The following is a 21,760-nucleotide window of genomic DNA, read 5'->3' on the forward strand; positions in this document are numbered from 1 at the left end:
TGCCCCCTAGGTTGTCTTGTCTCTTTCCAATCGTTACTTAAGAATGGCAAGGGAATGAGCAGGTTAGGCGGTTTGCGGTTGCGATGTGTGGTTGCCTCCCGAACCTCATGCAATACTTAGACGCGAACGCTGAACTCTTATGAAAACCGCTACAGTATCGCAACTCCTCGACGAACTCATCGCGCGGATATCCCCTCTGCCAGAACCATATCCGTGCTTTGTTGTCTTTGTGTCGGCGACGGATGGTGACAGCCGCGCACGGGTTAAAACGATCACGGCTTCAACCTTGGTTGAATTGCGCGAGCGGCTAGAGGAAAAGGCGTCCTTGCAGCTGCTTGGCGCGCGCCATGTGCGTTTGGATTGGGCGACTTCGGTGCAAGCGACGTCCTTTGCCAACTACAAAGCTGCGCTGCAGAAGGTAAAACGCAACTACAGCCGCAAAGGTATGTCTCTAGATACGGGATTTACGCAGGCGATAACTGAAGGTGAGCTGAACGGCAGTGCCTTGTTTTATAAAGGCGCGCAAGTTCCGCATTGCGAGATGAATCTCAATAACTTTGGAATCTACTGGAAAAGACGTTTTGGAAAAACGTTTGAAGCACCAGCGGATTCCGACACCGTTTATCTTTTTACATCTGATGGGCTGTTTCGTGATCTTGATCGCAACGAAATTGTTTGCCTCGAGCCTTCTGGGCTTAACGGTGGGCGGCGCATTTTCGACCTCATGGAGCCTGATAACCTTGATTTCCTGATACGTGAGAGCGCTGAATATCTTGCGGCCCAGGTGAACGAGAACGGCCTATTTCACTATGGCAGACATCCATGTTTTGATCGCTCGATTAACCATTACAACACGTTGCGCCACGCCAGCAGTACCTATGCATTGTGCGAAGCCTATGAGTTGCTACAAAGCCATGATTTGCGTGAGGCCATTGATCGGTCTTTAAGGCAGATCGCGGAACACCTTGTCAAATACCGCAGTGGTCCGGGCGGTGCGTCGGCCTTTTTGATGGACAGGGGCAATGAGATAAAGCTGGGTGGTAATGCCGTTGCCATTTTGGCGTGCTGCAAGTTCTTCGAAGTGACAGGGGACAAGACTGTGCTCGAACTGGCGCATCGATTGGGCGCCGGAATCTTGTCGATGCAACGAACGGATGGCAGCTTTTACCACATTCTGGATGCGGAAACCCTGACCCCGAAAGAGGATTTTCGCACAGTCTATTATGATGGGGAAGCCGCATTTGCGCTGATGCGCCTGTACGGTGCCACCGGCGATCAACGCTGGTTGGATGCGACGCGGCGTGCTGTCGACTACTTTATCGCCAAGGATTATTGGCAGTACAACGATCACTGGCTGGCGTATTGTGTAAACGAGCTGTCTCGTCATTACACGGACCCAAAGTATATCGCATTTGGCGTCCGCAACGTCCGAGACTACTTGCCGTTTATCCGCGATAGGATCACTACCTTTCCTACCCTTCTGGAACTGTGCTGCGCCACCCGCCTGCTGTTGCAAAGATCGCTGCAGGATGCATCGCTCGTTCCGGTCATTGATGCGCTGGATCTTGATGCGTTTCGCGAGGCGATGGAACATAGGGCGCAGTATCTAACCAACGGGTTCTTTTTCCCCGAAGTCGCGATGTATTTCAGAAACCCGGCTTCAGTCACTGGAAGCTTCTTTATTCGCCACCACGGGTTCCGGGTGCGCATTGATGATGTTGAACACTACCTGTCCGGGTTGATCGCATATCGCTCTTATCTGAAAGAACGCGACAGTTTTATCAGCCTTTGCGATCAGCAAAAGCGCCGGCGGGTCAGTACGACGGGTCGGGCGCGCTGGTCGACAGCAGATATAGCCGACCTTTTGCCGGGGTCAGAATGGCTGACTTCCCCAAGTGAAAAGCTGGAGCTGAATGGCGTTTCGATCTTCGCCCCAAGCTTTCGCGAGGATGATATCGTGTTTGTACGGCATGCAGATGACAGTTTTGGAATTCCCTATAAGGAACTAGAAAGAAAAGGGATTATTCCACGCCTCGCGATTGTGAGTAACAGCTGCGAAGTCTTTGGCAAAGCGGGCTCTGTCTTACGTGTTCCTGATATGCGCGCCGCGTTGATGGCCTTGGCAAAAGACGCGCGTAGATCACTCACTGGGCCGATCGTCGGCGTAACGGGGAGCGCGGGAAAGACCACTGTCACGTCAATGATTGCGCATTGCCTTGGTGCAATCGGCAAAGTTCACGCCACCCGTTTTAGCGCGAATATGGCGCGCGGTCTTGCTTGGAACCTGTGTTGTGCGCCCACGGATACGCAATATTGTGTTCTGGAAATGGCCATCGGACAAATGCAAGAGAACAGCCGACTGGCGCGACCAGACATTGCGGTGTTCACCAATATTCATCCTGCACATTTGGCCTATCATACGAACACGGCCACTATCGCTCAAAAAAAGGCCCGCATTTTTTCAGAGATGCCCGACCAAGGCGTGGCGATCCTCAATCGAGATATGATCGAATATGAGATCGTAGAGGCTGCTGCAAAACTCAAGGGGTTGAAGATTGTAACTTACGGGTGGTCGGATGCGGCCAATATTTTTCCGACATCTTCAGCCGCATCGGCAACGCAAGTCATGCTGAACGTTTTTGGAGAACGTCATATAGTCCCCATACAGGGCCCGGGGCGCTATGCGATTGATAATGTGATGGCTGTCGCCGCTGTCGCCAATGTACTGGGTCAACCGATTGGGCCTATGCTTGAGCATTTGACGACCTTTACGAAAGACATCGGGCGCGGCCAGATTATCGAATGGGCCACAACGAAAGGCCCCGCAAAGATACTGGACCATTCTTATAATGCAAACCCTGCATCGATGCGGGCAGCGTTGGATGAGATGTTTGCTATGCCATGCAGTGGGAAGCGAGTGGCCATTCTGGGGGATATGGCGGAACTTGGTGAGGACAGTCGGTCAGAACATGATGCACTTCTTAACCTACTCAAAAACAAACCTTTGGATGCCGTCTATCTTGTCGGTGACGAGCTTAAGGCGAGCCTTCCATTGGTTGGCAATGACCGTAGGTTCACCATTTTAGACCCGAAAAATCTTGAGAATATCCTGACTCAACAGGTCTCCACGGGTGACATTATCTTGGTGAAAGGCTCAAACAGCACAGGCCTTTTCCAGCGCCTTTCGAGATTCAGAAAATCTTAGCCTGCCTTAATACTGGTTGCAGGAGGGGTAGGCGATCTTCAAAGTCAAAATGTTTGCCTGAAGCCATAGCCGCGACCGGTGCCATCTGATTCCGGCACGTATTTAGCCAGCAGGCGAATGAGAACTTTTCCCAACAGGCGTCTGGACGGCAAACAAGCCCTACATAGCATGTAGGGCTTGTGATTGTTCGATTGATCTGTCGGTTAGACGATGTCGTCTTGTCCACCGCCCAAGCCACCAAGCAAGCCGCCAACGAGACCATCTTCGCCGATTACGCCGTCGAGTAGACCGCTGTCACCGCCGAGCAGACCGCCAACGAGACCTTCTTCACCGGTTACGCCGTCGAGTAGACCGCTGTCACCGCCGAGCAGGCCACCAAGTAGACCGTCTTCACCGGTTACGCCGTCGAGCAGACCGCTGTCACCGCCGAGCAGGCCGCCAACGAGACCGTCTTCACCGGTTACGCCGTCAAGCAGACCGCTGTCACCGCCGAGCAGGCCACCGACGAGACCGTCTTCACCGGTTACGCCGTCGAGCAGACCGCTGTCACCGCCGAGCAGGCCACCGACGAGACCGTCTTCACCGGTTACGCCGTCGAGCAGACCGCTGTCACCGCCGAGCAGGCCGCCAACGAGACCGTCTTCACCGGTTACGCCGTCGAGCAGACCGCTGTCACCGCCGAGCAGGCCACCAAGTAGACCGTCTTCACCGATTACGCCGTCGAGCAGACCGCTGTCACCGCCGAGCAGGCCGCCAACGAGACCGTCTTCACCGATTACGCCGTCGAGCAGACCGCTGTCACCGCCGAGCAGGCCGCCAACGAGACCGTCTTCACCGGTTACGCCGTCGAGTAGACCGCTGTCACCGCCGAGCAGGCCACCAAGTAGGCCGTCTTCGCCACCTTCACCGCCGAGCAAGCCATCGAGAAGGCCGCCGTCACCGCCGTCACCATCGGTTGCCCCAAGCGTTCCGGTTCCCACCAGACCACCGACCAGACCATCAGCACCGGTGAGATCCGACAAGACACCGTCGTTGCCGACCAGGTCGCCAAGCAAGCCTTCAGAGCCCGTGACATCACCAAGGATGCCTTCGTTTCCTGTAACAGGACCGAGCAGACCATCGTCAGCAATGACACCGTCAACAAGACCAGTATCTTCAGATATCTCTCCGCCTCCGATCACGGGCTGACCTAGCAACTCTTCGCCGACATCACCCAATGGCGTTCCGCTACCAAGGAGGTCGCCAAGCAAGCCCTCAGAGCCGGTAACCGCACCTAAAAGACCCTCGTTCCCAGTTACATCTCCAAGCAGACCTTCATCGGAAAGGATGGGGTCGACAAAGCCGTGATCAGCGTCGGCATCCGCATCAGCATCAGCGTCGGCATCCGCATCAGCGTCGGCATCCGCATCGGCATCAGCGTCGGCGTCTGCATCAGCGTCGGCATCCGCATCTGCATCCGCGTCGGCATCCGCGTCGGCGTCTGCATCAGCATCCGCGTCGGCATCGGCGTCTGCATCCGCATCGGCGTCTGCATCAGCATCCGCGTCTGCATCGGCATCAGCGTCGGCATCCGCATCAGCATCAGCGTCGGCATCCGCATCAGCGTCGGCATCCGCATCGGCATCAGCGTCGGCGTCTGCATCAGCGTCGGCATCCGCATCTGCATCCGCGTCGGCATCCGCGTCGGCGTCTGCATCAGCGTCGGCATCCGCATCAGCGTCGGCATCCGCATCGGCATCAGCGTCGGCGTCTGCATCAGCGTCGGCATCCGCATCTGCATCCGCGTCGGCATCCGCGTCGGCGTCTGCATCAGCATCGGCGTCCGCATCCGCGTCGGCATCGGCGTCTGCATCCGCATCGGCGTCTGCATCAGCATCCGCGTCTGCATCGGCATCAGCGTCCGCGTCGGCATCGGCGTCCGCGTCGGCATCCGCATCGGCATCAGCGTCCGCGTCTGCATCAGCGTCGGCATCCGCATCAGCGTCGGCATCCGCATCAGCGTCCGCGTCGGCATCAGCGTCGGCATCCGCATCGGCATCAGCGTCCGCGTCCGCGTCTGCATCCGCATCAGCGTCTGCATCAGCGTCGGCATCAGCATCCGCATCAGCGTCTGCATCAGCATCGGCGTCCGCATCGGCGTCTGCATCAGCGTCGGCGTCCGCATCTGCATCCGCATCAGCGTCTGCATCAGCGTCGGCGTCCGCATCTGCATCCGCATCAGCGTCGGCATCCGCATCAGCATCGGCGTCCGCATCAGCGTCGGCGTCCGCATCGGCGTCCGCATCGGCGTCAGCGTCCCCATCGTCATCATCTCCACCGCCGCCGCCCGACATTGCCAACCCCAAGCCAGCCAGACCTGCCCCGGCAAGACCAGCCAGCTCTTCTGAGCTGAGTTCTTCTTCGGGCTCGCCTTGAATGTCGACATTGGTGTTATCGCGCAGCGTGAGGCTGTGCAGAGAGCCATCTACTGCAGGTTTATAGAAATCATTGATGGTGATCGTATCACCATTTTTCAATTGCACGGTCAGCGTATCGCCCTGTCTGCTATAACGTGCGATGTCTGACTGAAGCGCGTCGACAGGGACGCTGATCTGTGGTCCGGCTTGTAAAACGGTATCGGCCATGGGGGTAATTCCTCTCTTCACCCCATAACAAGGGCGGCACAGTTAATATCAAAAGTATATAAAACATAACTTTGGTATGTTATCAATCGGATATATGTGCTTTTGACGGTAAAAGCTCCAGGTTAAGGTCCCAGCCTGACGAGTGATGTGTGCGACGTAAGATCAATCCGGCAAGTGGCAGCTGATTGGGTCAGATTGAGAAACAACGCGATATTGATCCAGAGCGACTTATTGCAGACATCACTTAGGGATTCGGGCCAGTGCTAGCTTGTTGGGCGGGATTAAAATCCCGGACAAAGCGGATCGTACAGTCAGGAGAGATATCGGGCCGTGTTGACCTCGAAGGCGACGCGAGAGCAAACAGTAGATTTGTCCAGGAGGCAAACCATTGAAGCCGCTTCAAAGATCTGGTGGTGCTAACCGGGGTACAATGGCAGCGAGCCAATCAATGCTTGTGGATTTTTGCAGACCTACCTTGGTATGTTGATGCCACCGGTTCGTGATGACATCGTGAAGGTCGCTCTAATGTTAAAAGGCCTCATCGGCCTTCTTTGCTGGAGCTCAAAACCAGTTTCGAACCGCAGAGGCCCTTCAACAAGTGTATGTACTTTAATGATCAGCTGAGATTGCCCAATGAACGCTGCTAGATCGCCCGCCCTTAGGACGATGTGAGCATGCACGTGGGGGAGGGTGGCAAAATCCAGGTCGTGTGATGCGGCCTAAACGGGCCTCTGCATACAGCCCTCATAGCGCCGTCCCGAGGGCCGGTTCAACTTTGGTCCGCGTGTCGGATCAGGGCAAGATGTCGACTTATTTGAGAAAAGTCTGGGTAAATTCTCAGTTTTGGTGGAGTATTTACAGAAAAAGCATCGCGATCACTGTCGGCCTAGCGGCCGTAGAACAAGTTCGAGGGGCGCAATATTCTCTGAGCGCCTCAGATCCGAACAGGGACAGAAGGTAGATGAGATCTATGCCATTCGCAGCAAACGATAGTACCAAACCTCATAATTCCACCAAGATCGCAATCGTCGGCATGGCGTTTCGGTTTCCCGGCGCAGAAGACAATCCAGACAGCTTATGGCAGATGCTTTGTGAGCAAGGCACCGGGATTGTTGAGATCCCCAACGAGCGTTTTTCAACCGAAAAGTTCTATGATTCCAACCCCGAAACTCTAGGGAAATCCTATACGAAATGGGCCGGAATCCTGCCGCAGATTGATCAATTTGACCCTAAGTTCTTTGGCCTTGCACCTCGAGAAGCCGCCAGCATGGACCCCCAGCAACGGCTCGTTTTGCAAGCCGTCTATGGGGCACTTGAGAACGCGCACATTAAGATGGATGACGTGGTAAGTCAGCGTACCGGCGTCTTTGTTGGGGTCTCCCAATCTGACTACAAAACCATTCGCGAGATGAACACGGCGGATGAGGAAAAATATGCAGGCACTGGCTATGCAATGTCCATCGTCGCCAACAGGGTGTCTCACCGTCTCAATCTGACGGGTCCCAGCGTATCGGTCGATACGGCCTGTTCATCTTCTTTGGTCGCCTTGGATGAGGGGGTGCGTCATCTGCAGGCGGGCAGTTGCGACATGGCATTCGTCAGCGGCGTGAACGTAATCGCTCACCCTGGGGCTTTCGTCGCTTTCTCAAAAGCTGGCATGCTATCGCCCACAGGACAGTTGTCGGCTTTTGATAAGACGGCAAATGGATATGTGCGAGGTGAGGGGGTAGGGGCATTGCTCCTGAAACCTTTGGATGCGGCTATGCGCGATGGCAACCGTATCCATGCGGTGATCGAAGCCACAGCGGTCAATCAAGATGGCCAGACGGGTACAATGACGGCTCCCAGCCCGGAGGCCCAGATAGATGTTATCGAACAGCTGTTCGCAAAGTCAGGACGTGTCCCATCTGAGGTTGGCTATGCTGAAGCACATGGGACCGGTACGCCGATCGGTGATCCCATTGAAGCAGGGTCCATCGGCCAAGCTATTGGACGACGCATTCCAGACCGCAAATTGTATATTGGCTCAATCAAGCCCAATGTGGGTCACCTTGAATCAGCGGCGGGTATGGCCGGTATCATCAAGGCAGTTCTCTCCCTACAAAAAGGAGAGATCCCGCCCAATCGCCGGTTTGACGATCCCAATCCGGCGATCCCGCTGGATGCACTTAATCTAGAAGTTCCTCGGAACATCACCCCGTTCCCAGCGGTTGGAGGGGAGCGGCGTGCGATCGTAAATTCCTTTGGCTTTGGTGGCACCAATGCCTCTACCCTTATCGCTTCGGCGCCAAGCACGGCGGTAAAGGTTCAAAAAGACACGGCCGCTGCTTTAGTGTCGACTGCTTCACCAACAGATGAGCCTGTTTTGATCCCTTTGACCGCCGCCTCCCCCAAGGCGCTTTCGGGGGCCGCGCGCAATCTTTTGAAGGCCCGCAAAAATGGTCCTTTGGCAGAAGTTTCCCTAAGCCGCTTGGCGGCAAGCTTAGCAGATGGTCCGGCAATGTATTCCTACCGGGCGGTTATCTTATGCAAAACCGAACAGGATCTGCTCTCAGGCCTTGAGGCGCTTAGTGCGGAAGATCTGCCCGATATGTTACCCGAACATGTTCACATAGGGCAGGTCAAACATGCGCCGAAGCTGGTGTTTACCTATTCAGGGCAGGGCAACCAATCATGGGATATGGTGCGTGATTTGATGGCTCATGCGCCTATTTTCAGGGCGGCCATTGAGGATTTTGACGCGGCCTACGCCGCTGTGAGTGGATGGTCAGTGCTGGCAGAAATGGCCAAAGATAAAGAGACCAGTAATATTGATAAGACATGGGTGACCCAGCCCGCTCTTGTTGCTGTGCAGTATGGGTTGTCTGCCTTATGGCGCCACTGGGGTGTTACGCCGAACATAGTCTTGGGCCATAGCGTCGGCGAAGTTGCTGCCACCATTGAGTGTGGGGCCACGTCACTCGAGGATGCGGTCCGTTACTTGTCCAAGCGCAGTACAATTTTGGATCATATAACAAGCATGGGCGCGATGGCTGCAGTGGGGCTGCCGCCAGAGGATGTCGAGGCGATGCTGCCTGACAACGGCCTGATTGATATTGCAGGACGCAATGGGCCGGGGGCTACGACCATAAGTGGTCAAAAGGCTGCGGTTGAGGATTTTGTCGCTCACTTCGAGGCCACTTATCCTGACACCTTCATCCGTTTGTTGAAAATTGATGGCGCTTGGCACTCCTACCAGCTGGAAGAAGCAGAGGACTGGTTGCGACACGAAGTCGGAGAGATCAGCTGGTCTCAGCCTAAAATTGACTTTTTGTCCACTGTGACAGGCAAATTAGAAACCCGCCTAGATTTGGATTATTGCTGGCAAAACCTGCGTCAATCCGTGCGCTACATGGATGCGATTGAGGCCGCAATTGAGATGGGCGCTACGACCTTTCTCGAAATAGGACCCCACACAACACTCAAACCTTTGACCGCGAGCACTGCCCTGGCCTGTGGGGCGGCTATCGATGTGGTTTCATCCATGAGCCATAAGTTTCCTGATCTGGATTATTTTGCAGCCTCGGCAGCTGAGCTTTTTGTACATGGTGTCGAGCTCGACTGGCGGGCCCTTTATGGTCCAGGCGATAGCAGCATTTCGCTTCCAAGCTATGCTTGGGATACTGACCGGTATTGGGCGGATTCCGAGGATTCAAGCTACCAACTCTTCACCTGCGCCGATCATCCTCTTCTGGGGCTACGTACCCGGGGACCAGCAGATGTTTGGGTTCAAGACATCAACATATCCTCCCCCTCTTTTCTTAAAGATCACCGCTATGTGGGAGAGGCATTGTTTCCAGCCGCCGGGTATGTGGATGTTATGCTGGCTGCAGGGCAGGTTTTGTTTCCCGACAAAGTGCTCGAGCTGGAAAACGTTGGCTTTCATAAGGCGCTATTTTTACCTCCTCAGGGGACGGTACAGCTGCAAACGGTCTTTGTATCCGACCGCGGTCGGATCGAAGTAAGCAGCCGGTTGCGAAACAGCAGCGAAGAATGGGTGTTGCGCGCCAGCGCGGTGTTGCGCCCAGTGGATGTGGCCCCACCTGGGAAACTGCAGAAGCTGCATCAAGAGGATGCAAAACTGCGCACCCCGGACATTTCTGCGTTCTACGAAGGGTTAGAGAATGCTGCTGCTGTCACATACGGTCCCGCCTTTGCTACGATTCAAAACCTTGTGGTAGACAGCGATCGCGGCGTTGGCGTGATTGCCGCGCATGAAAGTTGCCGGGCGACTTTAGATAAATATGTGGCCCATCCGGCGCTTTTAGATGGATGTATGCAGACCCTATCGGGGCAGCTTTGGGTCGATAGCGACGTGGCGGCCGAGCATCAGCTCGCGCTGCTACCTACCGGAATTGCACGGGTACGGTGCTATGGTCGTCTGCCTGCGGATGTCACCGCGAACATATCCATTGGGGAGGGCATCTCCTTTGAGCAAGGGCGCGGTAAAATAGATATTGCTGGGGCCGATGGCACTATTTTGTTGAGCGTTTCGGGCTTGAGAGCCAAAGAGATGCCCCAGGCCTCCGCGGTCCAGGAAGACGTGCAAACGCCGCCTGACTTTATTGTCGAGGAACTCGATTTGGTCGATCTGGATCTGAGTTTGAAAGAGACGCCTGGGCGCTGGCTCGTCTTGGGGGAGCAAACAGCGCAAACCGTAGGTCTTATCGAGGCGCTGCAAAAGCAAGGCGCAGATGTTACCCGCTTGGGTCATGATACGCTTGGCGAGGATATCACGGATGCTTTGGCCGATCTCCTCATGCCTGCTGCCAGCAAAGATGATGCAACTCTTGCTATTGAGGGCGTTGTTTTTGCTTGGCCGCTGTCTGCACCGGATTTAGCCGAGGATTGCACACCGGCTGAGATCTATGATGCTGTGCGCGGACCGGTACAAACGCTTCTTGAGATGGGGGTTGCGCTGCATGACATACGGGGGCTTCACGCCTTACCGCGTATCATTATTGCGACCACAAACGTGCGCCCGACTGCTGAAAGCTGTTTGACACCCTCCAGTGTGGCGGGTGCTTCCGTGATGGCCACAATGCGCACCCTTTCAACAGAGCTACCCGAACTTAACTTCCGCCATATCGATGTATCCAAGGGGCACAGCGACATGGAAGCGCGGCTGGCGTCAGCCATTTTGTGCCCGATGGAAGAGACCGAGATCGCACTGCACGGAGACGCGATTTATGCTGCGCGGCTAAAAGTGCGAGCACGCGATGACCTCCCGCAGCGTCAGCTGACCATCGGAGCAGAAGATGCGCACAATTTTAAAGTCACCATGCCCCAGCCTGGGGTCATTGACCGGCTAGATCTTTTTGAATGCCCTCGCCACCCTCTGGGGGCGGATGAGGTCCGCATTAAGGTGCGGGCAGTTGGGTTAAATTTCAGAGACATCATGGCAGTGACGGCCTTGTTGCCAGAAGATGCGGAAGCAGAGCCTGCTTGGCAAAACCTGGGGTTAGAGTTTTCTGGAGATATTGTCGAAGTAGGCGAGAAGGTCACAGCTTTTGCCCTGGGAGACAGGGTTATGGGTATGGGGCGCAATTGCTTGCAGCGTTTTCTTGCGATCAGCGCGGAGGGGTTGATCCCGATGCATGATGCTTTGGATTATGATGCTGCAGTCACAATCCCTTCAGCTTTCGCGACGGCCCATTATGCCCTCAAAGAGGTGGGGCGGTTGTCTGAAGGTGACAAGGTTCTGATCCATGTGGCTACAGGTGGCGTCGGGTTGGCCGCGCTTCAGATTGCTCAAGCCGCAGGGGCAGAAGTGTTCGCAACCGCAGGCAATGACGACAAACGTGCCTTGCTACGCGAGCGAGGTGTCGCGCATGTGATGAACTCGCGCAGCCTCGATTACGCAGATGAAATCATGGCGCTTACCCAAGGCACAGGGGTGGATCTGATCCTGAACTCTCTACCGGGAAGCAATATTGATAAAGGGCTAGACATCCTCGCCCCTTACGGTCGGTTTTTAGAAATCGGCAAACGTGACGTCTATGCGGATCATGCGGTGGGTATGAAGGCCATGCGCCGCAATCAGTCCTTCAATATCATCGATCTCGCCGCCATGGGTACGGAGCGTCCCGAGCTTCTAGCAAGTCAGATGCATGCCGTCATGAGCGATATTCGCGAGGGCCGCTTGCTGCCACTGCCCACAACTAACTTCCCCCTTTCAAAGGTGCGTACCGCCTTTCGCTATATGTCTCAGGCGCAGCATGTGGGCAAAGTGGTGGTGACCTTTGATGAAGAGACGTTTGTCGTCCGCGAAGACCGCGACAAACCAATCACCTTTCGAAAAAATGCTAGCTATCTGATCACCGGCGGGACACGGGGTTTCACCTTGGCGATGGCTGACTGGATGAGCCGCCAGGGAGCGGGTCGGCTATTACTTGCATCTCGGTCAGGGCGGCTGGCAGAAGAAGACAAACCGCTTCTTGAAGCAATGCGCGCGCGTGGCACAGACGTGCGCGAGCAAGTGCTAGATACGACAGATGCCATCGCCGTTCATGATGCCGTACTGACGGCTGCTGGCGATCAAGACAAGCCCCTTGCGGGCATCTTACACGGTGCTGCGGTGATCAAGGACACTCTGATCACCATGATGACGCCAGAAGTTCTGGAGGCGGTTCTAGGGCCTAAAGTCATTGGCGCTTGGGCTTTGCATCAAGCAGAGCAAGCCCTCGATGAGCCTCTTGATTTCCTAATAAGCTTCTCTTCCATATCCCAAACTTTTGGGGCCATGGGGCAAAGCAACTATGTCGCGGCGAATGGCTTTCTGTCCGCTTTGGCGGACTATCGATCGGCGCGTGGTAACCAGGGCGGTACGATAGACTGGGGGGCTATTGCAGATACGGGCTTTGTGGCGCGCGACGAGCAGTTGGCAAGTTATCTTGAGACCTCGGGAATGGCTGGGCTTTACACGGCAGAGGCCGAGGTTGCGCTTGGCACTCTTTTGCGAACCGGGCTGGGGCGGATTTGCTATGGGCGTGGAGACTGGGAGAAAGCGGGTCGAACCAATATAGCGCTCTCACGTGCACCGCGGTTTGCCAGTATGATCAGTGGCAGAGGGCGGGATGATAGTGATCTGGCCAAACGCTTGTCTTCGCTCACGGGCGATGCGCTTGTCGCTGAGATCGCAGGTTTCGTGACAGCCACCTTGTCCGATCTGCTTAAGGTTAGCCTGAGCCCGGACGATCTGGATATGCCCATGAGCGAAGCGGGGTTGGACTCACTCTCCTCATTTGAGCTCAAAATGCGGTTGGAGACAGAACTCGGCGTCTCCATCATGGCGTCGCATTTCCTCAAAGCCCCCACGGTGGGAGAGCTCTCAAAGGTGTTGGCGCATGAGTTTGAAGCCCATCAAGCGCGCCTCGCAGACAATACAGAAGATGGAAAGGATGAAGGGCAGGGGGCATCTGCAGCCATTTACCAAAAACGTGCATTTACAGATGGGCAAGCCGGTATGATTGCTACAACGCTGGCGCGGTTCAGCTCAGCGTCAACACGCCGTGCGTTTGAACATCGCTTGGTGTTTGATGCACCTGAAGGCGTAGAAAGCGGGGATCTGCAAAAAGCAATTTATGCTACATTCATGCAATTCCCTTTGATGGGTTTGACATGCGATATCCCGCGGGGCTCTAAACCTAACTTTGCTCTGGGCGAAGCCCCTCAGCTGACCAGCGGACATTTGAAACCTGAAGAACTTCTGGATGTGGCGCGAGGCGAATTGCTGCGGTTTGGCCAGATCGCCAAAGAATCCGGACTGCAGGTACAGATTGCGATGCATGCCGCTTTGGGCGACGCGCAGGCATTAGAGTTTCTAAAAGACGCACTTTGGGCTGAGCTTTGTGCCGCGCCCACTGCGGTAATTCCTGGCAAGTTTGATGCCTCAGCCCATCTTAGCACGCTTGCTTATCATGCAGACACGCCCCAAGGGCTTCGTGATCGATCCTTTTGGAGCCATGTTTTACGCAAAGTACCGGGCCCAGTGGCCTTTAGTAACCGCGGGCGTGCTTTGGGGCCTGAAGCCATGGGTCGAGATCATGGAGCTGCACAGGTAAAGGACGGTCATCTAAAGAACACCTTGTCGGAGGCGGATATGTTGCTGGCCTACGCAGGTGCTCTGCAAAAGGCCAAAAACGGGGCGCAAGCCGTTGTGATCGCAAGAGATGTATCAGCTCGTCCGTCGGGCATGGCCGAAGGTTTTGGCCCCTTTACGGCCACTTTGCCGATCATCGTTCCAGTCAATGAACGCAATGAGTGGGAGGCCGCAGACTTCAAGCGCATTCTGTCTGCGAGCAATGATCACATCGCTTTTGATGTATTCAACGCAGCAGAGGAATTCGACGGGCGACTTCAGGCCTCAGGAGCACGTCTGAACCAGATCGGCTTCGCCTTGCAAAACCAATTGCCACCTTCACGCGACGGCGCCACATACAACGATGTACGGCTAGATGTGGCGGCCAACGAAAAGGGGACATCCTATCAATTTACCTTTGATAGCGCGGTGGTCACAGAGGTAGAGCAGCAAGCTATTATCGCTGCGTTTGAAGCACAACTGGAAGGCATGCTGGTTTCTCCGAACCGTGCGCCGGTAGATGCCGTGGTTGCAAGCTAGCAAGCATGAAAATACCTATAAAAATGCCCTCTGCAGCTATGAAGACGGCCGGCACTCATGCGTGTTAAGCACAAGGCGCATGAGGGTCGCTTAAGCACGCGTCGGATCGCACATTATATCGTCACCCATGATGTGATGTTTTTCATGCTGGGAGCTGTGATCTTACTGATCGCCAGCCTCGGCCTGCTACGCTTAAGCTTTTCCAGTGATAACCGTGATTTTTTTGGTGCAAGCAACCCAGATATAAACGCTGTTCTCCAACTCGAGGATACCTATTCAAAATCTGACACGCTGATTTTCGCCGTCGTGGGCGAGGAAGATATATGCACACCGCAAGGTTTGACGCGGCTGAGAGCCTTCACCGAAGAAGCTTGGTTGCTACCTGATGTGTTGCGGGTGGATTCTGTAGCCAATTTTAACCACAGCTATGCAGATGGCGATGATATCATCATCGAGCCATTGCTCTCCGAAGATACCGATTTGGGCCCGGAAGATGCGCAACGAGTCAAAGACATCGCATTGACGTCGACTGAGTTGGTGCATCGCTTGGTCGCGCCTGATTGCAATGCTTTTGGCATCTTTATTGACCTTGTCCCCTCTGAGAATGCGTCAATCGACCGATTGGACATGGCAGAACGTGCGCGCGCGCTAAAAGCCGACTGGCAGGCACGCGCCCCTGACTTGAATATACATGTCAGTGGCGGGGTCATTGGGGGTGTCTCCATCAATGAGGCGGCGCAACGGGATATGCGCCAACTGGTGCCCCTGTCCTTTGCGGTGGTGACGCTTTTGATGTTGCTGGGATTAGGCACGATCAGCGGATGGCTGGCAACAACCCTTGTGACCTTAGGCGGCACGCTCGCGACCTTAGGCTTTGCTGGTTGGATGGGCATCGCGCTTATCCCTGCTACGGCAACCAGCCCATTGGCCGTCATGGTGTTGATTACGGCGTCTTGTGTGCATGTGGTCTTGGGATGGGCGCGCCGCATGGCACAAAATCAAGATCGCTTGCGAGCGACTTATGAGGCGGTGGAAGAAAACCTCACCGCAGTGTCAGTCACCAATATTACGACCGCCATCGGGTTCTTATGTTTGAACTTCTCTGAATCGCCTCCCCTGGCCCAAATGGGAACTATCGTGGCCTTTGGCATTGTTGTTGGCTGGCTGCTCACAGGAATGTTCTTACCGTTGATTTTGCGGCGGGCCCCGGCTTTGTGTTTCAAACCAGTACATATTCCTGGGCATCAATTGGAAAAGCTTGCGTCTTTTGCCCTGCACAAGCGTGGATTGGTGAGCCTATTTGGCCTCGCGACGGTGCTTGCTTTACTCGGCCTCTCCCAGATCCGGTTCAACGATAGCGCGCTTCGATACTTCGATGAGAGTTTTAGCTTCCGTACGGATAATGATGCCATTGAGGAGCATCTAACTGGTATGGAGAGCGTGCATTTTTCCTTTCAAGCGCCGGAAGGTCACAGTGTTTTCTCTCCAGAGTTTTTGAGCCGTGTCGACAATTTTACAAACTGGGTGCGCACGCAAGATAAAGTCCTTTTTGTAGGCACGGTAACAGACGTCTTGAAACGACTTAACCAAACCTTGGATGGGGGGGCGCAAGACAGCTATCAATTAGCTCCGACACAGCAGGGCAATGCCCAAGCTATGATGCTATACGAATTGTCGCTGCCCGTTGGGCAAGACATGAACCAGATGATGAATATTGACCGGAGTAAAACCCGTCTGACGGTGGTCCTACGCGGGGCGGATGGTCAAGATATTGCTCAATTTGCGCAGCGTTCTGAGGCTTGGTTGCGCGAGAATGAGCCCCAAATCGCGACTGATGCCGTAGGGGTCGGGGTCGCGTTCTCCAAGCTCACACAGCGCAACAATCAGGCAATGATCTATGGTATGCTAACAGTACTGGTGTTGGTCTCGGCCTTGATGACGTTGTCATTGCGAAATCTACGCTTGGGGCTGATCAGTCTTGTGCCAAATGTTGTGCCTGCCATTCTCGCTTTCGGCCTGTGGGGGTGGCTGATCGGCGATGTCAATCTGGGGTCTACTGTGGTGACAACCATGACCTTTGGCATTGTTGTGGATGATACGGTGCACATCATGATACATTACAACCGTCATCGTCGCCGTGGTTTGGACCGCGAAGCCGCCTTACGTCTGACGTTTCGGACCGTAGGTACGGCTCTCATGGTCACGTCTGTCGCAATCAGTAGCGGGTTCTTTATCATGACCCAGAGCGGTTTTTTGATCAACCAGCACCTTGGAGGCTTAACGACCATTGTTATTGTGCTGGCGCTCTTCACAGACCTAATCTTGTTACCTGCCGTTCTCGAAAGGACAAAGCTATGATATTCAAGAAATTGCTTATACCGCTTGTGATTATCTGCTCGAGCGCTGCTTCGGGATTTGCACAAGACGCGCAAAAAGGACAACAGATTGCACAGCGTGCAGAAGCTGCCGGAAACGGCTATGGTGACTTTGCTGTGCAAGGGGATATGACCTTGCGCACGGCAGGGGGCGCCACCAGTAAACGCCGCTTTGCAGCAAAGAACTTAGAGCTAAACGGCGGTCGTGCCACACGCTACATGATGGTGTTTGATTGGCCGGGTGATATCCGGGGAACAGCTTTGCTTACCCACTCATTCGACACCAAACAAGACAGCCAATGGCTGTACCTCCCTGCCGCAAGCCGGGTGAAGAAAATATCTGGGAGCGGACGTTCGGGCTCATTCGTCGGCAGTGAGTTTTCCTATGAAGATATGGTCGAGCAAGATGCATCCAGCTACCGGCATGTGTGGCTAAGGGATGAAGCCTGCCCCAATGGCGCGGGCACCTGCCATCTCTTGCAACGGACCCCCGTCTACAAATCAGGATACTCTCAGCAAGCAGTATGGATAGATACAAATGCTCTGCGATATCAGCTGATTCAGTACTACAATCGCCAAGGGCAGCTGAATAAAACGCTCACCATGAAAAATTATAAGAAATACAAAGGCCGTTTTTGGCGCCCGTCACAAATGACGATGGTCAACCACCTGACTGGGAAGAGTACAACGTTGAACTGGAAGAACTACCGGTTCAATATAGGGCTTCAACCCAATCAACTGACCCGGGAGGCTATGACCCGCGCGCAGTGAAACGGCTTTTTTAAATGCTTCTGCCTCCTGGGTGATATGTCCCGGGCAGCGCTCAAAGGTTTGTTTGCAAAGCATCACGCGAGTAGATACGGCGACGCAGCAGCGCAGTGGAAGGCTAATATGAATAAAGTGCTCGTAACCGGCGGCGCCGGATATATTGGCTCGCATGCGTGTAAGGCATTGAAAGCTGCGGGCTTCACACCTGTTACTTTTGATAATCTCGTAACCGGGTGGCGCGACGCGGTGAAATTCGGCCCGTTTGAGCAAGGTGATCTACTGGACCGAGTGCGACTGGATGAGGTGTTCGCCAAACATCAGCCGATTGCGGTGATGCATTTTGCAGCACTTAGCCAAGTGGGCGAGAGCATGAGCCAGCCCGGCCTCTACTGGCGCAATAACGTCGGCGGATCACTGACGTTGATTGAAGCAGCCGTAGCGGCGGGCTGTAAGCAGTTTGTTTTTTCCTCCACTTGTGCGACCTATGGCGATCAAGACAATGTCATCTTAGACGAAAACAGTGCCCAATACCCGATCAACGCCTATGGCGCATCGAAACGTGCGATTGAAGATATCCTACGTGATTTTGAAGCTGCGCATGAGCTGCAGCATGTGATCTTCCGCTATTTCAACGTGGCCGGGGCCGACCCAGAAAGCGAAGTGGGCGAGTTCCACCAGCCAGAGACACATTTAATCCCACTGATGCTCGATGCTATCGCCGGAAAACGTTCGGCGCTGACGATCTATGGTGATGACTATGCCACGCCCGACGGCACCTGCATTCGTGACTATGTGCATGTCTGCGATCTGGTTGACGCACATGTCTTGGGCCTGAAATGGCTCCAATCCGACAAAGGCAGCCGGGTGTTCAATCTTGGTACCGGCAGCGGTTTTTCGGTGCGCGAGGTCCTAGATCACAGTCGTGCAGTAACCAATCAAACGGTCCCCCATCACATTGGCGCGCGCCGCCCGGGCGATTGCACCAAGCTGGTGTCAGGCTCTTTCCGCGCGGTCGAGGAACTGGGTTGGCAGCCCAAGCGCTCAACGCTGGAACAGATGATTTCCGACGCTTGGCGGTGGCATCAAACCGGCCACTACAGCGGGTGACCGTAGCCGCCCTCGAGCATGTCTGCGCGAAGGTCGGGAGAAACAGTGTGCAACAGAGTGCCTTCAAGCCCGCGGTTTTGATCTGGTCACGGTCTTCGAACAACATCTGGCCCGCGGCATGTATGAGGCTGCAAACGAGGCCGGATACATGTCAGCACCCAGTGACGCGCCCAAATAAGGCCTGGAGATACCTCTTGTGCCAAGGGCGGATATACAACATGCCCCCCTTCAGGTCGGCCCCAACAAGCCAATAAGCATCGCTTTTGCGTGTTCCTAAACACACAAGCTCAATAATTGCGACCTAGGCACCCTCCAATTTGTTTTCAAATTGAATAGAACCGTTCATCAAGTGTGAGACCGGGCATTCTTGGATGGGCACTTCGATGCGCAGAATACTTAAACCCTGGAAAGTTGGGATCTGCGGCCTTGGCGTTGCGCTGGCTAGCTCTGCAACTGCGCAAAACATTACGTTTGAAGGGGAGGCGGGCCTGATCGCTCGTAGCTTCCTGCATGACGGAAAATTGCCCGAACAAAGTACGCAGGGGACTCACACAATTGCCAGCCTCCGGCTTGCTGCGTCCGGAGATCTCTCTTTCGGGCGATGGGTGACCGAGCTGAACGGCAGTAACGATCTGCGCCTTGGCACCCAGTCATTTGATGTAACTAAAGCCTATGTCGAAGGGCGCGCGGGCAGGCTTCGGTACCTGATTGGCAGCGATGTCGTACACTGGGGCGTGACTGAAGCAGCAAACCCGGTCAACATTATCAATCAGTACGGCTCGTTTTTCGAGACAGACGAAGAGCAGCGGTTAGGCCAACCGATGGCCGTCTTATCTTTTGACACGCAAACCTATGGGTCATTTAGCTTCTTCGCACTCGCGGGCTTTCGAGAGCAGGACTATGCGACCGCCTCTGAGCGGCTGCGCTTTAACGCGGTTCCTGACGATAATCGCACCATGTTTGAAGACAAAGATGACCTAGATATCGCCCTGCGTCACACCCATACGTTCAGTTTTGCGGAAGGGTCATTGGACTATGGTCTTTCGTTTTTCTCAGGTACGGACCGGCAACCAGTCTATTTACCTGGCTGCTCATTTCGCTCCTCCACTGTTTCTGAAGCAACCTGCACGGCGATCAATGCAGATATTCGCGGCGCATATGAAAATTTAGGGCAGGGGAGTGACGACCCTTTGGCGCAGCAGGTCTTTGACGCGGCCAATCCTGCTACGCAAGGTTTTTTAGCTTCCGGTGATAGTGTCGGTTCAATTGCTTATTATCAAAACATTCACCAAGTCGGGCTTGAGCTGGCTTATACTACTGGTGACTGGCAGCTGAAGTTTGAAGGCGCGCAGAAATTCACCGATCGGGAGGATTACTTTTCCGGAGTGGTCGGCGCAGAATACAGCTTTGGAGATGCATTTCGGACAGGAGGCGACCTACGCGCGGCCGCCGAGTATATCTACGATGGGCGGTCCAGCCGGCAACCCCAGACGTTCTTAGACAACGATTTGTTCGCTACAATACGGTATGATTTTAATGACTTCAGGGATACAACGATTGCTATGAGCGGGCTCTATGATGTCCATACAGATAGCAACGTCCTAAACGTAAACCTGTCGTTCCGTTTGTCCGATAGCGCCCGCATGGAGCTCTCTTCGACCTTTGTCGATGCCGATGACCCAGAAGATCCATTGACGTCTCTGGATGGGGATGACTTCTTTGAGCTGGGCGTTAAGTACTTTTTCTAATACCAGCCTCTAAAAACTTCTGCGGTATTGCTTAGTGTTTTCGCTCAGGCGGCGCGGCTTTGGCCTCCCAATTTTTTATATAATACTCGCGTGCCTCGTCGATAAGGCCGTATAACTCGACGTATTTTATCAGCGCTTTTTCCAAGAGCTCTATCCGTTCCTCTTCACTCATAATTCGTAACTCTCTGGTTTCCAGTAGTCCATATATCCCTAACAGTTGCGGGCCGCCTTTGGTAAGCTACTTAAGCGCGCCAGGTGTATTTTATCCTAGGCACTCAGTCTCTTTGCGCTCAAAGCCACTTTAACTTTGCGTTATAATGTAATGTAATTTAACGGTTTATAGGAAAATGCGCTCCCTTCAATTCAATCGCGGTGCGTTGGGGCGCCAAGTCGCAAAGACAAACATGGCTGAGAATTTCGGGCGCACCGATAGTACCGATTTCTATCCGAGTGGGGCAGCCCTGCCGACCCCTTCTACGCACAACAAAAGCCGAATTTCACCGTGCATGCCCTGCAATACCAGTTTAGAGATTGAGCATAGGAGAGCCAAATGCGTATTTTAATTGCGGATGACCACAACTTGCTGATGGACACACTTATAATGTTCTTCCAAACGCAGAGCGATATTGAGGTAACCGTCGCCTCAGACCTGCCATCCGCCTGCAAAATGATTGTAAATGACTTGCCCTATGATTTGATTTTGCTGGATTTGAATATGCCGGGCATGAACGGTTTGGAAGGCTTAAAGCATGCACTATCGCTTGAGGGAGGGCAACGAGTAGCCCTGCTTTCTGGTGAAGCGACCCGAGAAATCGTGGAAGAAGCTTTGGAAGCTGGGGCCGCAGGGTACATCCCCAAAACCTTGCCTGCAAAATCCATGATTAATGCTGTCAAGTTCATGGCGATGGGCGAACAATATGCCCCGTTCGACTTCATAAACGCATTAGAAGATACCCCCGTTCACCCGTTGATCGAAAAACTCTCGCCCCGTGAACTGCAGATGCTGAAAGGCCTGACTGAAGGTAAGACTAATAAAGAAATCGGGCGAGACCTTCATATTACCGAGCCGACGGTTAAGCTGCACATGAAGACGCTCTATCGCAAAATTGGGGCTGCGAACCGCACGCAGGCGGCACTTATCGCACGAGAGATAGAGCTTTTCTAACAATCCTATCGACTAAGGCTAAGGCGAAACGATGGAGAGCGGGGCAGGTGGATTTCTGAGATGAGATCGCCATACTATCGCGCCGAGACTGGCCGAGCCATTAAACCCA

General features: G+C 54.3%; 8 protein-coding genes. 7 read left to right on the forward strand and 1 reads right to left on the reverse strand.

The genetic code is table 11. The features are described 5' to 3' along the window. The first annotated feature begins 139 nt into the window (after positions 1-139). The gene (locus DSM110093_RS17630) at positions 140-3,205 is read left to right on the forward strand and encodes a Mur ligase family protein (RefSeq protein ID WP_243267758.1); all 3,066 of its coding nucleotides are present in this window, start codon (positions 140-142) and stop codon (positions 3,203-3,205) included. Between the two features lie 203 nt (positions 3,206-3,408). On the opposite strand, the gene DSM110093_RS17635 is transcribed toward DSM110093_RS17630, so the two are convergent. Beyond that, a complete protein-coding gene (locus DSM110093_RS17635; protein WP_243267759.1) occupies positions 3,409-5,829 on the reverse strand; it encodes a BapA prefix-like domain-containing protein in 2,421 nt (806 codons plus the stop codon). Between the two features lie 970 nt (positions 5,830-6,799). Here DSM110093_RS17635 and DSM110093_RS17640 point away from each other — a divergent pair. The 6 genes from DSM110093_RS17640 (at position 6,800) to DSM110093_RS17665 (ending at position 21,651) form a co-directional block, all read left to right on the forward strand. After that, positions 6,800-14,488, forward strand: a complete 7,689-nt coding sequence (locus tag DSM110093_RS17640; RefSeq protein WP_243267760.1) for a type I polyketide synthase — start codon at positions 6,800-6,802, stop codon at positions 14,486-14,488. A 57-nt stretch (positions 14,489-14,545) separates the two neighbouring features. Next, a complete protein-coding gene (locus DSM110093_RS17645) occupies positions 14,546-16,846 on the forward strand; it encodes an MMPL family transporter (RefSeq protein WP_243267761.1) in 2,301 nt (766 codons plus the stop codon). Continuing rightward, positions 16,843-17,634, forward strand: a complete 792-nt coding sequence (locus tag DSM110093_RS17650; protein WP_243267762.1) for an outer membrane lipoprotein-sorting protein — start codon at positions 16,843-16,845, stop codon at positions 17,632-17,634. Before DSM110093_RS17645 ends, DSM110093_RS17650 begins: the two co-directional genes overlap by 4 nt. 120 nt (positions 17,635-17,754) lie before the next feature. Further along, the gene (galE, locus tag DSM110093_RS17655) at positions 17,755-18,738 is read left to right on the forward strand and encodes a UDP-glucose 4-epimerase GalE (RefSeq protein WP_243267763.1); all 984 of its coding nucleotides are present in this window, start codon (positions 17,755-17,757) and stop codon (positions 18,736-18,738) included. Between the two features lie 383 nt (positions 18,739-19,121). Continuing rightward, positions 19,122-20,486 carry a hypothetical protein gene (locus DSM110093_RS17660; protein ID WP_243267764.1) on the forward strand — a complete coding sequence of 455 codons (1,365 nt, stop codon included), beginning with the start codon at positions 19,122-19,124 and terminating at the stop codon, positions 20,484-20,486. Between the two features lie 550 nt (positions 20,487-21,036). Beyond that, positions 21,037-21,651 (forward strand): response regulator transcription factor, encoded by a 615-nt coding sequence (locus tag DSM110093_RS17665; protein ID WP_243267765.1) that lies wholly within the window; start codon positions 21,037-21,039, stop codon positions 21,649-21,651. The last annotated feature ends 109 nt before the right edge of the window (positions 21,652-21,760 follow it).

The sequence above is a fragment of the Sulfitobacter sp. DSM 110093 genome (assembly GCF_022788715.1).
In the GTDB taxonomy this organism is placed as follows: Bacteria; Pseudomonadota; Alphaproteobacteria; order Rhodobacterales; family Rhodobacteraceae; genus Sulfitobacter.

Bases quoted from the DNA above. Each gene is read 5' to 3' on its own strand.
- DSM110093_RS17635 (WP_243267759.1), bottom strand. From the start codon at position 5,829: ATGGCCGATACCGTTTTACAAGCCGGACCACAGATCAGCGTCCCTGTC.
- DSM110093_RS17665 (WP_243267765.1), top strand. From the start codon at position 21,037: ATGCGTATTTTAATTGCGGATGACCACAACTTGCTGATGGACACACTT.
- galE (WP_243267763.1), top strand. From the start codon at position 17,755: ATGAATAAAGTGCTCGTAACCGGCGGCGCCGGATATATTGGCTCGCAT.
- DSM110093_RS17630 (WP_243267758.1), top strand. From the start codon at position 140: ATGAAAACCGCTACAGTATCGCAACTCCTCGACGAACTCATCGCGCGG.
- DSM110093_RS17640 (WP_243267760.1), top strand. From the start codon at position 6,800: ATGCCATTCGCAGCAAACGATAGTACCAAACCTCATAATTCCACCAAG.
- DSM110093_RS17660 (WP_243267764.1), top strand. From the start codon at position 19,122: ATGCGCAGAATACTTAAACCCTGGAAAGTTGGGATCTGCGGCCTTGGC.
- DSM110093_RS17650 (WP_243267762.1), top strand. From the start codon at position 16,843: ATGATATTCAAGAAATTGCTTATACCGCTTGTGATTATCTGCTCGAGC.
- DSM110093_RS17645 (WP_243267761.1), top strand. From the start codon at position 14,546: ATGCGTGTTAAGCACAAGGCGCATGAGGGTCGCTTAAGCACGCGTCGG.